The sequence below is a fragment of the Zoogloea sp. genome (assembly GCF_028689785.1).
GTDB lineage: Bacteria > Pseudomonadota > Gammaproteobacteria > Burkholderiales > Rhodocyclaceae > Zoogloea.
Map to the genome: position 1 here is coordinate 14,433 of NZ_JAQVCN010000011.1, position 14,167 is coordinate 28,599.

Genomic DNA, 14,167 nt, shown 5'->3' on the forward strand with positions numbered 1-14,167 from the left:
ATGCCTGTTCTGCCCACCATAGTCCTCGCCCAGCTCTTCGGCACATCCCTGTGGTTCTCGGCCAACGCCGCCGGTGACGACCTGATGCGGGCCTGGCAGCTGGTGCCCGCCGACCTGGGGCGCCTCACCAACGCCGTGCAGCTGGGCTTCATCCTCGGCACCCTGGGCTTCTCCCTCACCGGCCTGGCCGACCGCTTCCCGGCCAGCCGCATCTTTGCTCTGTGCGCCCTGCTCGGCGCTGCCGCCAATGCCGGCTTTGCGCTCTTCGCCAGCGGCATGGATTCGGCCCTGCTGTTCCGCTTCGGCGTCGGCCTGGCCCTGGCCGGGGTCTACCCCCTGGGCATGAAACTGATCGTCAGCTGGGTGCCGGAACAGGCCGGGTCGGCCCTGGCCTGGCTGGTGGGCATGCTCACCCTGGGCACCGCCCTGCCCCACGGCGTGCGCTTTCTGGAGACTGGCTGGGGCTGGCAGGCTACCGTGCTGGTGTCGTCCGGCCTGGCCGTGCTCGCTGCCGGCCTGATCAGCCGCCTGGGTGACGGCCCGCACCTGGTGCGCAAGCCCGGCGCGCCGCCCCTGCGCCTGGGGCGCGTCCTGCATACCTACGCCGAACCGCGCTTCCGTGCATCGGCCCTGGGCTACTTCGGCCACATGTGGGAGCTCTACGCCTTCTGGACCCTGGTGCCGCTGCTGGTCGGCACCATCGCCCAGGGCAAGGCCGCCGGCCCCGCCTTCGCCGTCATCGGCATCGGTGCCGCCGGCTGCGTGCTGGGCGGCTTTGCCAGCCGCCGGATCGGCAGCGCCCGGGTGGCCGCCATCGCCCTGGCCGTGTCGGCCGCCTGCTGCGCCGCCTACCCCTTCCTCAAGGGCAGCCCCGAATGGCTGCTGGCCCTGGTTATGCTGCTCTGGGGCGCCAGCGTGGTGGCCGACTCGCCCCATTTCTCGGCCCTGTCGGCCCGCGCCTGCCCGCCGGAGATCGTCGGCAGCGCCCTCGCCTTCCAGAACGCCATCGGCTTCGCCATCACCATGGTGTCCATCACCCTCAGCACCCGCCTGTGGCCGCAACTGCAGGAACAGGTGGCCTGGCTGCTGCTGCCCGGGCCACTACTGGGTCTGGTGGCCTTGGCACCCCTGTGGCGGCAGCGCTGAACCTACGACCGCAAAATACAACGGCCCTTACACGCCAGGGGAGGCCCCCTCGTCCCGGCATACGGCGTAGCGCAATTCCGCCATGCCGGAACCCATCTGGCTGACTGACAACAGGCGCAGCCCCGGGCTCAGGATCCGACGCGGCAGCAGCGGCTTGCCACCCCCCAGGGTCGCCGAGCCAATCTGCACGATGAGCTCATCGAGCAAGCCGGCGTCGAGGAACTGACCGGCCAGCTCGCCGCCGCCGACGATCCAGATGTTCCTGTCCCCCGCTGCCGCCTTCATGTCGGCGTGCACCTGGCGGACATCCCCCGCCACAAAGCGGATGTCCGCCCCCTCGATCGCCGGATGCACCCGATGGCTGAAAACCCAGGCCGGCTGGGTATACGGCCAGGGCGAACCGGTCTCCTCCGCCACAGCGTCCCCGTTGCGCAGCAGCCACTCATAGGTCGACGCGCCCATGGCCAGGGCCCCCACCTCGGCAATGAAGGCCGGGTAGCTGGAGGCATTCACGTCACCAAGGGGAAACAGCCAGTCGAGGGAATCGTCTTCCGTGGCGATGAAGCCATCGAGGGTGGATGCGACGTAATACTGGGTTTTCATTCAAGCGAAGCCCTATGTGCCCGCCGCGCCAAAAGTAATAGATGCGCGGCCCCCAACACGGGAGCAGCGAACAGCACGGCAACTGGCCCCGACGGTGCCTGCGCAGCGGCCGCCAGGGCAGCGACGGCCCCAAGTCCCAACCCGACATACTGGAGCACCGACCCGGACCATCGCCGACCAAGGAAAAGATGACGCAGCAAGCCGCACGCGGACACCACGCCCCACGCCCCGGCGACGACCATGGCAAGTGCCACACCCCAATCGCCGCCGGACCGCCCCCAAACGGCGATCAGCATGACCGGCGCAAAGATCATCCCCTGCAACAGAACCCCTACTGCCGGGCCAAAGAGCACGGCGAATTCGACGATCAACCACCAGGGCCGCGCACGGATCATGACCCCATCCTCAAAATCCTCACCGCCCCGCCCACCACCACCACGCCGATCAGGCTGCCGATCACCCAATCCGGCCACGGGTGGCCGAGCCAGGCCACCAGCAGGCCGGCGACGATGACGCCCACGTTGGCCAGGGCGTCGTTGGCGGTGAAGATGTAGCTGGCCTTCATGTGGGCACCGCCATGGCGGTGGCGGGCGATGAGGGCCATGCAGCCGAGGTTGGCGGCCAGGGCCAGGGCGGAGATGCCCATCATGGCGGTGGCGAGGGTGGCGGAGCCGTACAGCATGTGGTGGATCACCCGGCCGAAGAGGCCGATGCCCAGGGCGAGCTGCAGCCAGCCGGCCAGATGAGCGGCGCGCAGTTGCAGGGCGGCGCCGCGCCCCACGGCATAGAGGGCCACCCCATACACGGCGGCGTCGGCAAACATGTCGAGGCCGTCGGCGAGCAGGCCGGTGGATTCGGCCCACCAGCCGGCCAGGCCTTCAATCACGAACATCACGGCGTTGATCGCCAGCAGCCAGATCAAGGCCCGGCGCTCGGCGGCCGCATCGGTGGCCGGGGCCACGGGCAGGCCATCGGCCGGCCCGCTGTCCAGGCGCTCCGCCCCCATGCCCAGGCGGGCGATGCGGGCTTCGATGTCGTCCGCCGGCAGGCTGTGCCAGACGGTCACACTGCGGGCCATCAGATCAAAAGCCAGGGCCTGGGCGTGGCCGTCCAGGGCCATGCGCACCAGGTGCTCCTCCGCCGGGCAGTCCATGTCATCCACCCGAAAGGCGGAGCGAAAGCGGGCCTCCCCCGCCCCCGCGCCCAAGGCAGCCATGGCCACTGGCTGGCCGGCCGCCGCGCAGCCGCAGGCGCCCTTGCAGGTGCCGCTTGTCGATTCACTCATCCCGGGTTCTCCATCGCACACCATCGCGCCCCCGCCCATGCGCAGGGGCTGTCGCCCGGATGGTAGCCTTTCATCCTCGCCTCACCCAACCCGCCCGCCATGAACGCCCCGCTGATCCGCTACGTTGAACCCGTCTTCCGCCCGCCCTCCGAAGCCGAATCCCTGATCCTGCCCGTCACCGACGGTTGCTCGTGGAATGCCTGCACCTTCTGCGAGATGTACACCGCCCCCCAGAAGGCCTTCCGCGCCCGCAGCGAGGACGAGGTGCTGACCAGCATCCGCCAGGTAGGCGAGCGCTACGGCAGCCGGGTACGCCGCGTCTTTCTGGCCGACGGCGACGCCCTGGTGCTGCCCACCCGCCGCCTGCTGGCCATCCTGGAGGCCATCAAAACCCACCTGCCCACCGTGCACCGGGTGTCCAGCTACTGCCTCGCCCGCAATCTCAAGAAGAAGACGGTGGCCGAGCTGACCAGCCTGCGCGAAGCCGGCCTACGCATGGCCTACCTGGGCGCCGAATCCGGCGACGACCTGGTGCTGGAAAAGGTGAAGAAGGGCGAGACCCACGACAGCACCCGCGCCGCCCTCGACAAGCTGGGCGAAGCCGGCATCACCCGCTCGGTGATGATCCTCAACGGGCTGGGCGGGCAGATCTACAGCAACCAGCACGCCGACCACTCCGCCCGCCTCGCCAACGCCACCCAGCCCGAGTTCCTGTCCACCCTGGTGGTGAGCTTCCCCCAGGGCGAAGCGCGCTTTCGCGCCGACTTTCCCGAATGGGAAGCGCTGGAACAGGCCGGGCTGTTCCGCGAGATGGAGCGCTTTTTGTCGCAACTGGAGCTGCGCCGCACCGTGTTCCGGTCGGATCACGCCAGCAACTTCCTGATACTCAAGGGCACCCTGGGGGCGGACAAGGAGAGGCTGCTGGCCCAGGTGAGACAGGCCATCGACGATCCCGGCGGGGCGCCCCTGCGGCCGGACTGGGCCCGCGGCCTGTAAGCCGTCTCCCGTGGGGTCGAATTCATTCGACCGCGGACGTTCCATCACCGGCCTACTGTGAATCAGCGTGCGAAGGTCGAATAAATTCGACCCCACGGAAAAAGGCTCCGGGACGACCAGCACTGGCTTGACCCGGCTCGTCGGCCGGCGTAAATCGGTGATGCGTTTCGACTGCCCCCCCCGCGCGGAGGCCCCATGCGTTTGATGCAATTCCTGTCCCGCGCCGCGGCGCGCACGCGGCAACAGCGCACCCACCTGGACAGCCAGCCCCTGGGCCGGGCGGTGCTGGTGGTTGTGCTATTGCTCGATCTGTTCATCCTGATGTCGATCTTCGACGGGCTGGCAGCGCATACGCGGCAGCTCACGGCGCCGGACGAAACCATCCCCCACACCTGCCGGGCGATGGTGATCGACCAGACGTGGACGGCAGACAACCGCCTCGGCCAGCTGGCCGCGCTGGCGACGGCCGGCAGCGCCAGCCCTTACCCGCCCCGTGACAGCAAGGTAGAGCACCACCCGCTGTGCGCGCCCTTGCTGGACCAGATCGCCCGCATCCAGGCCGACAAGGCCCTGACCGGCCAGTTTGAAACCCTCCAGAAATTCGAGCGGGAGGTGCGCGAGCAGCAGCTCGCCATCGACCGCCTGAAGGGCGCCTACGACACCTCACTGCTGGAGCGCATGGCCGGCGACGCGCCCGGCCAGACGCCGGTGGACGCCAGCCGCACCGAGTTCCGCACCCGCACGGCCGCTCTCGACGGCCTGCAAGCCCAGGCCGCGACGCTGGCCCAGACAATCAACGCCCGCGACGACATTCAGGCTCTGTGGGCGGCCCTGGAGAAGCAGTCAGACGCCGACCGGCTGCTGCTGCGAGATGATCTGCAGCGCCTGAGCTTCTGGTTCCCGGTGAAGCAGCTAGGCATGCAGCTGATCTTCCTGCTGCCCCTGTTCCTGATCTTTTACGCCTGGAACAGCGCCAGCCTGCGGGCCGGGCGGGGCCTGCAGGCCCTGGTGTCGGCGCATCTGCTGGTGGTGAGCTTCATCCCCATCCTCTTCAAGCTGGTTGAGGCGGTGTATCGGATCATTCCGCACCGGCTGCTGGCCGCGCTGTTCGAGTTTCTCGAAGCCTTCAGGCTGGTGGCGATCTGGCACTACCTGGTGATGGCAGCAGTCATCGCCTCCGCGCTGGCAGTGATCCATGTACTGCAGAAGAAGCTCTTCTCCCGGGAGCGGCTGCTGGAGCGGCGCATTGCCCGTGGCGAATGCCAGGGCTGCGGCAAGCACCTGCCCACCGACTCGGCCGCCTGCCCGTTCTGCGGCTACGCCCAGTTCCTACCTTGCTCCAGCTGCAGGGGGCTGATGCACAGGCACGCGCGCTTCTGCCGCCACTGCGGCCAGCCCGCGGTGGGTGATGCGGGGTCGGATTCATCCTGACAGGAGATGATTTGAATCGGCGTCACAGGAAGTCACCCCATGGCTCACCAGAGCCCCCTATCCTTCGTCACCGGGGCCTTGGCGGAGCGGGAGGGGCGAGGGGCATTGGAGAACATGAACGGCCTGCTTCTTTCTGTCGGTTTTCTTTACAGAGCGAGGAAATATTTCACAGCCCAAGAATGAGAAGTCGCGCTCGGCACGGAAAGCCCGAAACGGGCAGGAAGCTTGCTTTACCTGTCTGAGGGGCCGTCTGTGGCCCCCGGAGAATCACCGATGCGCACCCCGACCACGTTCAAATATCTTCTCTGCTGCAGGCTGCTCATCGTCGCCGCGCTCGCCTTGCCGACGCCCGCCCAAACCACTGTCGTCACCGGTGCCGGGCTGAGCGACCCTGCCACTGTGTCGCCCCCACCAACCCGCCTCGTCACGCCCCTCCCTCCCCCGCCAGCCGACAATACGCTGCAGGCCTTGTTACCCCCGACCGCCCTCGACGAACAGGCCCAGTCCTCAGCCCTGGCTACGGCACTGATCAGCGAACCCGCCGCCGTCGTCGCGCCGGAACCCTCTGCCCTGCTGCTGTTGGCCATCGGCATCGGGGTGCTGTGGCTGATACGCCGCAAACGCTAACCCCTTCCCCCGGCCCGCGCCCCAGCGCCCTACCTCATTTTCAAGCCCCAGGACAGGCAGCTCGTCACGGGCGGCAAGCGGGGCCGATGCTATGCTCGACGGATTCGCCGCCGGCATCGGCCCGGTGGCCTCAGTGACATCCGGAGCCCTGCCCATGAAATCCGCCTTCGTTCTCCGCGGCACCAGCCTCGCCATCGGCCTGGCCCTCGCCGCCCCAGCTCTGCTGGCCCAGACACAAGCCCCGATCCGCCCGATCTCGCCCCCGGCGGCCGCACTAAAACCCGTGGTGCCGCCGATAACGGCGCCGGCCGTGGCACCCGCCGCGCCTGTCGCCGCGCCGCTTGCAGCCCCCGGCGCCAATCCGCCCGTGGCCGGCGCCCTGCCCGTCGATCCCAACGCACCCCCTCCAGCCCCACCTCCGCCGCCCCTCTCGGACATCATCTTCACCAATGGCGAGGTGCTGACCCTCGACGACAAGCGCCCCAGCGCCCAGGCGGTGGCCATCAAGGGCAGCAAGATCATCGCCGTGGGCAAGAGCAAGGACATCCTGGCGCGCTGGAAGAGCGAGGGCACCGAGGTGGTGGACCTGGCCGGCAAGACCCTGGTGCCGGGCTTCATCGACAGCTGGGGGCAGATGGCCCGCATGGGCCTCTATTCGGTGGCGGCCCAGGTGCAGTCGCCGCCCGAGGGCAAGGTGAGCGACACCAACGGCCTGCTGCGTGAGTTACGTGACTGGGGCAGGGGCGACCTGGCCAAACGCTTTGGCTGGATCATCGGCTTCGGCTACGACGACACCCGCCTGCGCGAACAGCGCCGCCCCAGCCGGACCGACCTGGACAGCGTCTCCCGCGACACCCCGGTGATCGTGGTGCATTACTCCGGCAGCCACCTGGTGGCCAACAGCAAGGCCCTGGAGCTGGCCGGCATCGGCCGCGACAGTATCGACCCGCCTGGGGGCAGTATCGGCCGCTGGCCGGGCTCGAAGGAACCCGACGGCGTGCTCGAAGGCGCCGCCGCCACCGCCCTGCTCGGCGCCCTGCCACAGCTACCCCGGGATGACCGCCAGGCCATGATCCAGCAGGGCCAGACCCTCTATCTGCAAAACGGCTACACCACCGCCGTGGAGGCCCGCGCCACCCCCGACGACCTGACCCTGTATACCCAGGCTGCCGACACCGGCGCCCTCAAGCTCGACGTGCTGCTCTACGCCGACCTGGCCAGCGCCGGCGCCAACCTGAAGGGCAACAAAATCATCGGGCCCAAGTACTACAAGGGCCACTTGAAGCTGGCCGGCGTGTCCTTCGTGCTCGACGGCAATGCCGAAGACCGCAGCGCCTGGCTCACCCAGCCCTATCAGCTGCCGCCCCCGGGCAAGCGCACCACCTTTGCCGGCTACCCGGGCAGCACCGACGAGACCGCCAGCGAGCTGTTCTCCCGCGCCTATGCCGGCGGCTGGCAGGTGGCTGTGCAGGCCAACGGTGATGCGGCCATCGACCAGTTCATCAGCGGCTTGCAGACTGCCAGTGGCAAGCACCCGGGCAAGGACCGCCGCCCCCTGCTGGCCGGCGGCCAGACCCTGCGTGACGATCAGCTCGACACCCTCAAGACTCTCGGCGTGAGCCTGGCCCTGGCGCCGCGCCGCCTCGGTCTGTCCCTCGCCCCCCTCAAGGACTACGCCCTGGGCGAAGAGCGCACCGCCCGCTTCATCCCCGCGGGGGCTGCTGCCGGAAAGGGCCTGCCGGTGCTGCTGGCAGGCGACGCTTCGCAGATCGAACCGACCCCCTTGGCCAACCTGGCTGCTGCCATCAAGCGCCCGGTGGGCGAGGCCCAGCAGCTCAGCCCGCTGGACGCCCTCAAGGCCCTCACGGTCGTGCCCGCCCGCCAGCTTGGCGAAGAAAAACTCAAGGGCAGCATCGCCGTCGGCAAGCTCGCCGACCTGACTGTGCTCTCCGCCAACCCCCTCAAAACCCCCACCGACAAGCTCGGCGAGATCAAGGTGATCGGCACGGTGAAGGAAGGGGTGACGGTGTTCGGCGGCAGCGAAGGCGGGGTGCCCATCCTGCGCTGACGAGGCAGGGTGGTAGCAGAAACACCGGCGGGGCCGAGTTCATTCGCCCCCGCTGGACAGCGAGCCGCCGCCCCCTCTCAGCGCAGATTCGACAGATACTCCACCACCGCCTCGACGTTCCGTTCGCCGAGGCCGGAAACCGCAGCCGTCATGGGTGGATAGGTGCGCTCGCCGCTGAGCTTGAGGTATCGCAGCAGGCTGCGGCGCAGGTATTCGGGCTGCTGGCCGGCGAGGCGGGGGAAGTTCTCTCCGCCACGGGCGTCAGCCCCATGGCAGCGCACACAGTGCTTCTCGAAGTGGTCACGCCCCTCGGCCGCCCGGGCGGTGGAGGGCGTCCCCGCCGGCACCACCGGCTGGGACGCGTAGAACACCACGATCTGCGCCTTCTCCTCGGCGCTGAGCACCTTCATCAGGCCCTGCATGAAGGCGTCCTTGCGCCGGCCGGTAAGGAAGGCATCGATCTGGCCGAGCACATAGGCCGGGTGCTGACCAGCCAGATTGGGGACTTCACCGTACTTGCTGAGCCCCGTGTCCCCATGGCAGTTGGCGCAAAAGAAAGCCGCCTTGCGGCCGGCATCCTGGGCGGCCTTCTGGTCGGCCGGCCGGGCCTTGTTGATCCGCTCCAGAACATCCCTCGGAGCCGGCGGGTCAGCCCGCACCGGCGCCGCTGTCAGCGCCAGCCCAAGGCAAAGCACGGTGCAACAGCTTCTGACACTTCTTGTTTTGCTGACCATACCGCTAGGCTCCATGGACGCTCATGACAGGCCGCCGGCGGCGGAGTCCGTCGAATTGTAGTTCGATGAAGGCCTGACCACTACAATCCCGCTTCTTTCCCTTCCGGACCCCGCCATGCAGCCCGACCCCTCCCTCCCCCGCGTCGCCATCGTCGGCGGTGGCCCCGCCGGCCTGATGGCCGCCGAGATCCTGCTCCGGGGCGGGGTGCAAGTGGATCTCTTCGACGCGATGCCCTCGGTGGGACGCAAGTTTCTGCTGGCCGGCAAGGGCGGGCTCAACATCACCCACTCGGAGAGCCTGGAACACTTCACCCGCCGCTATGGTGAGCGGGAGGGCGTACTCGCCCCCCTGGTCAGCGCCTTCGATCCGGACGCCCTGCGCGCGTGGGTGGAGGCCCTCGGGGTCAGCACTTTCGTGGGGAGCTCGGGGCGGGTCTTTCCTGCCGAAATGAAAGCTGCGCCCCTGCTGCGCGCCTGGCTCGCCCGCCTGCGCGACGCGGGACTGCACATTCATGTGCGTCATCGCTGGACCGGCTGGACCGACAGCGGCGCCCTGCGCTTCAGCACCCCGGCGGGCGAACAGATCTGCCAGGCCGACGCCTCCATCCTGGCCCTGGGGGGCGGCAGCTGGGCCAGACTGGGCTCGGACGGCGCCTGGGTGCCGCTGCTGGCGGCCCAGGGTGTCGACGTGGCGCCCCTGGAGGCGGCCAACTGCGGCTTCGTTGTGGCGTCACCTCGGGTGGTGCCGGGCACCGGCTGGAGCGCCCACTTCCGCGCACGCTTTGCTGGTCAGCCCCTCAAGTCCATCGCCCTGGCCATCGACGGCGATCCGGCCCCGATGCGCCCCGGCGAAGCCATGATCAGCGACGACGGCATCGAGGGCAGCCTGGTGTATGCCCTGTCGGCGTCGATCCGCGCCCGCATCAAGGCCGATGGCCAGGCTACCCTGCGCATCGACCTGGCCCCCGGGCGCAGCCCGGAACGGGTGCGCGCCGAGGTGGCCCACCCCCGGGGCGCCCGCTCCCTGGCCAGCCATCTGCAGAGCCGGGTGGGCATTGCCGGCGTGCGCATGGCCCTGCTGCGGGAATGCCTGCCCGACGAGGCCTTCTCCGACGCCAACCGCCTCACCGCCGCCATCAAGGGCCTGCCCCTCACCCTGGTCGCCCCGCGCCCCATGGACGAGGCCATCAGTACCGCTGGCGGCGTGCGCTTCGAGGGGCTGGACGAGGCCCTGATGCTGCGCAGCCGCCCGGGCGCGTTCTGCGCTGGGGAAATGCTGGATTGGGACGCCCCCACCGGAGGCTACCTGCTCACCGCCAGCCTCGCCACCGGGCGCCGGGCCGGCGAAGGGGCCCTGGCCTGGCTCGCCGCTGCGGCGCAGTAAGGCCGATTCACAGCTTGTAACATTGCCGACGCCCCTTGCAGATTAGAGTCGAAGCTCATCATTCCTTCGGGAGCATTGCCATGGGCATCATTTCCACCCTCGTCATCGGCCTGCTGGTCGGCCTCGTCGCCCGTTTCGTCAAACCCGGCGACGACAGCATGGGCTGGATCAAGACCATCCTGTTCGGCATCGGCGGCTCCATCGCCGCCACCTACGGCGGCCAGGCGCTGGGGCTGTATCAGGCGGGCCAGGGCGCGGGCTTCATCGGCTCGGTAATCGGTGCGGTGATCCTGCTGGTCGTGGCCGGCAAGCTGTCCAAAAAAGACTGAGGCCTGGGGCGTTACAATAAGAGGCTGACGGCACGCGCCGTCAGCCCTTTTCTTTTCTTTGCTTTCTCCGGGAGTCCTTCATGATGCTTCGTCCCGTCATCGCCACACTGTTGGCGACCTTCGGCCTTTCCCAATCCGCCCTTGCCATCGAGGCCCCGGCCCGCTTCAAGTCCGGATACGCACGCTGCGAGAAGGTGGTGCTGGAGCAGCATCCCGGCAAGATCGTCAAAGTTGAGCTCAAGCGCGAGAACGGACGCCCGGTGTTCGAGTTCGACGTGGAAGGCAGTGACAAGACCTGGGACGTGGAATGCGATGCCCGCAGCGGCAAGATCACGGAAGTCGAACAGGAAGTGGTGAGTGCCGACTCTCCGCTGTTCAAGGAGAAGGCCCGTATCAGCCTGGAAGAGGCCAAGGCCATCGCCCTGAAAAAGTACCCCGGCACCGTCATCGAAACCGAGTTCGAGATCGAAGCCGACGGCTCCGCCTCCTATGAGTTCGACATCGCCCTCAAGAACGGCAAGGAGATGAAGGTGGAGGTGGATGCCACCAGTGGCAAGATCGTCGAAGCCAACCGGGAACTGTGGCAGTCCGGCAAGGAATAAACACTGCCGGAGCCGCGAGGGTGGCGTCGAGGGTCTCGATGAGGGTGATGAAACGGGCCTGACGGGCCTCCGGCGTCGCCCCGTCAGACGCCCGAGAAAGGCCTCCCGACCCGGCGAAACTAGCAGCCCATCAGCCGTCCGGCGGCGTTGCGGGTTCCTGCTGCAGCCTCGCACACCCAGTTCCGGAAGCACACCACAGCCTCACGGGGCGCGTCGCTAGCACTGATGAGCCAGTAGCCCCGCTCCGCCACCTGGCGGCGGGCGGACCCGACGGGCTGGAGACGCCCCTCAGCGATCAGGTCGGAGAGCAGCTCGGCCCGGCCGATGGCCACCCCCTGGCCGGCCACGGCGGCCTGGATCAGCTGGTCGTAGTGATTGAAATGCAGCACGGCCCGCGGGCGCACCCCCTCCAGCCCACAGGTGGCCAGCCAGTCGGCCCAGCCCAGCCAGGGGAAATTCGGATCGTCGTAATTCATCAGGGCCACCGTCGGCAGGTTCTCCCGGGTCAGCTCGACCAGGCCCAGGGCCGGGCTGGCGACAGGAAAAACCGTCTCGCCGAACAGACGCACACTGCCCGCCGGCACATCCGCATCCACGCAATGGCGCAGAGCCAGGTCGATGCCCTCACGGCGCAGGTCCACCACCCGGTTGCTGCTCGCCAGGCGCACGTCGATATCCGGGTAGCGGCTCTGGAAGTCACGCAGTTGGGGTAGCAGCCACAGGGCGGTGATACCCAGGCTGGCGGTAACGGTGACCGGCAGATTGAGCGGATCCGGACGCAGGCTGGTGGCGAGTTCTCCGTAATCGCGCAGCCAGCCGCTGGCCAGGCGATACAGGCGCTCCCCTTCCGGAGTCAGGGACAGGGCCCGGGTTCTGCGCACAAACAGGCTCACCCCGAGCGCCTCTTCGAGCGCCTGAATCTGGCGGCTGACCGCCGACTGGGTCAGGCACAGCTGGGCTGCGGCGCGGGTGAAGCTCAGGTTGCGGGCTGCAGCGACGAAACCGCGCAGGGGGTCCAGAGGCGGCAGGCGGAGAAGGGGATCATCCATGAGAAAAACGCATCCTTTCGATGCCGATTATCCGTTTGTGAAGGTACGTCTGCCCATCAATACTGCAGCCATACCCGCCATCGCAATGCGCACCGCGCATCCTGAGCGGATCTGGAGAGAATCATGACCGAGCATTCAAGCCCCCGCCGCGTATGCCTCGAAGGCCACGCCTCGACGGTGCTGCCGGAGGGTGTCGGCACCCTGGTGGCGTGCACCTCGGGCTGCGTGTGGCTGACCCGCTACGGCGACCCCCGCGATCTCATCCTGCACGCCGGCGACAGTTTTCGCATCGACGGCCCCGGCACCGTGGTGATGACTGCCCATCACGGGGCGGTGTTGCAGATATTTCCGGGCCAGGCGCAGCATCCGGCCCGACGCGGCCTCGCTGCCCGGCTGGCGGGGCTGCTGGCGCCACGCTGGCACAGCGCCGCGCGGCGCCTGGCCGGCGGCTCCATGCACGAGTGCTAGACTGAAGCGTCGCCCAGCGTCGGAGCCCCCATGAGCAAACAGACCCTGGAATTCTGGTTCGAGTTCGCCAGTTCCTATTCTTACCTGAGCGTGATGCGCATCGAGCCCCTGGCCCGGGCAGCCGGAGTGACGCTGAAATGGCGCCCCTTCCTGCTCGGGCCGGTGTTCCTGTCCCTGGGCTGGAACGACTCGCCCTTCAACATCTATCCCCCCAAGGGGCGCTACATGTGGCGCGACCTGGCGCGGCTGGCCGGGCGCTACGGCCTGCCCTTGCAGGCGCCCTCACGCTTCCCGCGCAACGGCCTGCTGGCCGCACGGGTCGCCCTGGCGGGCACAGAGGAGGCGTGGATGGCGGATTTCTGCCGGGCGGTGATGCGCGCCAACTTCGCCGAAGACCGGGACATCGCGGAGCGTGAGGTGATCCGCAGCATCCTGAGTGCACTCGCCTTGCCGGTGGATGACATCCTGGCCCGTGCGGAAAGCCCCGAAATCAAACTAGCCCTGCGCCAGCAAACCGAAAGGGCCGGGGAGATCGGCCTGTTTGGCGCCCCCAGCTTCGTCACTCCGGACGGGGAGCTGTTCTGGGGCAACGACCGGCTGGAGGATGCGCTGGAGTGGGTGAAAACCCGGGCCGCCACGCCATGACAGCCCGCCCGGCTTACACCGGGAATGCGCTTACTTGCCGAGCAGCGGTGCAGCGGCATCGCCAGACGGCTTGCCGGACTCCGCCTTCTTGGCCTTCTCGGCCTTCTTCTCCGCAGCCTTGACGGCGCGCTCGTTGTAATAGGCCTTGTCGCTGCTTGCCTGCTCTGCCCGTGCCGCGGCAGCCTGGGCTTCGGCGGCGCGACGCCGCGCGTCGGCTGTATCCTTGCGATTACGGTCGGCTGCCGCCTGCATGGCCTGGCTCTTGCCGTCCTGCTCGCGCTTGACCCGTGCCGCATCCTTCTCCGAAAACTGGCGCAGGCGGGATTCACTGTCGGCCCGGTTGCGGGCTTCCTGTTCGGCCCGCTCAACCGCCTTGGCAGGCGCATCCCGGGCCTCGTCGGCCTGGCGCTCGTTGTAGCGTCGATTCTTCTCGGCCAGCTCGATGCGGCCGGCCTCGTTGTCCATCTCCCGCGCCTTGCGCACATCGGCAACCCGGCGGGCACGGGATTCGTCGATACAGCGATTGACCAGGAAGCGCTCGTAACAGGCGATCTCCTCGGCTTTGAAACGCACTTCGGCGGCCCTGCGCAAGGTGGCAGCCTCGCTCTTGAGCTTTTCGGCACGGGCCAGTTCGGCCGCAGGGTCAGCAGGCACCGCCACCTCCTCGGCATGGGCGGGGCCGCTGGCCAGAGCCGCCAGCAGGAGGGATGACAGGCAGGCGGACAGGAGGGGCAGGCGATGCAGACGCATGGGACGGGCAGAGCTGAAGGCTTTTGGACCGCTTACAATACCGGATTTAC

At 68.3% G+C, this 14,167-nt stretch carries 16 protein-coding genes; 10 read left to right on the forward strand and 6 right to left on the reverse strand.

All coding sequences use genetic code 11. The features are described from left to right. Entirely contained in the window at positions 1-1,146 is a 1,146-nt protein-coding gene (locus PHI64_RS07460) for an MFS transporter (RefSeq protein WP_299880967.1), read from the forward strand. A 27-nt stretch (positions 1,147-1,173) separates the two neighbouring features. On the opposite strand, the gene PHI64_RS07465 is transcribed toward PHI64_RS07460, so the two are convergent. The 3 genes from PHI64_RS07465 to PHI64_RS07475 are packed head-to-tail and all read right to left on the reverse strand — an operon-like array spanning position 1,174 to position 3,034. Then, positions 1,174-1,749: a dihydrofolate reductase family protein gene (locus tag PHI64_RS07465; protein WP_299880970.1), complete on the reverse strand. Its 576-nt coding sequence runs from the start codon at positions 1,747-1,749 to the stop codon at positions 1,174-1,176. Continuing rightward, complete coding sequence (locus PHI64_RS07470; protein WP_299880973.1) at positions 1,746-2,144, reverse strand: hypothetical protein; 399 nt, start codon at positions 2,142-2,144, stop codon at positions 1,746-1,748. Before PHI64_RS07470 ends, PHI64_RS07465 begins: the two co-directional genes overlap by 4 nt. Then, positions 2,141-3,034 carry a cation transporter gene (locus PHI64_RS07475; protein ID WP_299880976.1) on the reverse strand — a complete coding sequence of 298 codons (894 nt, stop codon included), beginning with the start codon at positions 3,032-3,034 and terminating at the stop codon, positions 2,141-2,143. The genes PHI64_RS07470 and PHI64_RS07475 overlap by 4 nt, the downstream gene beginning before the upstream one ends. Positions 3,035-3,133: 99 nt before the next feature. On the opposite strand from PHI64_RS07475, the gene PHI64_RS07480 reads away from it, so the two are divergent. The 4 genes from PHI64_RS07480 (at position 3,134) to PHI64_RS07495 (ending at position 8,156) form a co-directional block, all read left to right on the forward strand. Continuing rightward, on the forward strand, positions 3,134-4,030 hold the full coding sequence (locus tag PHI64_RS07480; protein ID WP_299880979.1) for a radical SAM protein: 897 nt from the start codon (positions 3,134-3,136) through the stop codon (positions 4,028-4,030). Positions 4,031-4,225: 195 nt separating this feature from the next. Continuing rightward, positions 4,226-5,461: a zinc ribbon domain-containing protein gene (locus PHI64_RS07485; RefSeq protein WP_299880982.1), complete on the forward strand. Its 1,236-nt coding sequence runs from the start codon at positions 4,226-4,228 to the stop codon at positions 5,459-5,461. A 273-nt stretch (positions 5,462-5,734) separates the two neighbouring features. Further along, the gene (locus PHI64_RS07490) at positions 5,735-6,088 is read left to right on the forward strand and encodes a PEP-CTERM sorting domain-containing protein (protein ID WP_299880985.1); all 354 of its coding nucleotides are present in this window, start codon (positions 5,735-5,737) and stop codon (positions 6,086-6,088) included. Between the two features lie 154 nt (positions 6,089-6,242). Next, positions 6,243-8,156, forward strand: a complete 1,914-nt coding sequence (locus tag PHI64_RS07495) for an amidohydrolase (protein ID WP_299880988.1) — start codon at positions 6,243-6,245, stop codon at positions 8,154-8,156. 77 nt (positions 8,157-8,233) lie between these two features. Here PHI64_RS07495 and PHI64_RS07500 read toward each other — a convergent pair whose 3' ends face one another. Further along, complete coding sequence (locus PHI64_RS07500) at positions 8,234-8,851, reverse strand: c-type cytochrome (protein ID WP_299880991.1); 618 nt, start codon at positions 8,849-8,851, stop codon at positions 8,234-8,236. A gap of 154 nt (positions 8,852-9,005) precedes the next feature. On the opposite strand from PHI64_RS07500, the gene PHI64_RS07505 reads away from it, so the two are divergent. The 3 genes from PHI64_RS07505 to PHI64_RS07515 all read left to right on the forward strand — a co-directional run bounded on the left by PHI64_RS07505 (position 9,006) and on the right by PHI64_RS07515 (position 11,205). Continuing rightward, positions 9,006-10,274 carry a TIGR03862 family flavoprotein gene (locus PHI64_RS07505; protein WP_299880994.1) on the forward strand — a complete coding sequence of 423 codons (1,269 nt, stop codon included), beginning with the start codon at positions 9,006-9,008 and terminating at the stop codon, positions 10,272-10,274. 80 nt (positions 10,275-10,354) lie between these two features. Further along, positions 10,355-10,603, forward strand: a complete 249-nt coding sequence (locus PHI64_RS07510; RefSeq protein ID WP_299880997.1) for a GlsB/YeaQ/YmgE family stress response membrane protein — start codon at positions 10,355-10,357, stop codon at positions 10,601-10,603. A gap of 80 nt (positions 10,604-10,683) precedes the next feature. Further along, the gene (locus PHI64_RS07515; protein ID WP_299881000.1) at positions 10,684-11,205 is read left to right on the forward strand and encodes a PepSY domain-containing protein; all 522 of its coding nucleotides are present in this window, start codon (positions 10,684-10,686) and stop codon (positions 11,203-11,205) included. Between the two features lie 119 nt (positions 11,206-11,324). Here the strand turns inward: PHI64_RS07515 and PHI64_RS07520 are convergent, their stop codons facing one another. Next, the gene (locus PHI64_RS07520) at positions 11,325-12,254 is read right to left on the reverse strand and encodes a LysR substrate-binding domain-containing protein (RefSeq protein WP_299881003.1); all 930 of its coding nucleotides are present in this window, start codon (positions 12,252-12,254) and stop codon (positions 11,325-11,327) included. Between the two features lie 123 nt (positions 12,255-12,377). Between PHI64_RS07520 and PHI64_RS07525 the strand changes: the two genes are divergently transcribed. Together PHI64_RS07525 and PHI64_RS07530 are read left to right on the forward strand one after the other, a co-directional pair. Further along, positions 12,378-12,722, forward strand: coding sequence for a DUF2917 domain-containing protein (locus PHI64_RS07525; protein ID WP_299881006.1), 345 nt, complete (start codon positions 12,378-12,380; stop codon positions 12,720-12,722). Positions 12,723-12,752: 30 nt separating this feature from the next. Beyond that, positions 12,753-13,367 (forward strand): 2-hydroxychromene-2-carboxylate isomerase, encoded by a 615-nt coding sequence (locus PHI64_RS07530; RefSeq protein WP_299881009.1) that lies wholly within the window; start codon positions 12,753-12,755, stop codon positions 13,365-13,367. Positions 13,368-13,397: 30 nt separating this feature from the next. Here the strand turns inward: PHI64_RS07530 and PHI64_RS07535 are convergent, their stop codons facing one another. Then, a complete protein-coding gene (locus tag PHI64_RS07535; protein ID WP_299881013.1) occupies positions 13,398-14,117 on the reverse strand; it encodes a hypothetical protein in 720 nt (239 codons plus the stop codon). Between the last annotated feature and the right edge of the window lie 50 nt (positions 14,118-14,167).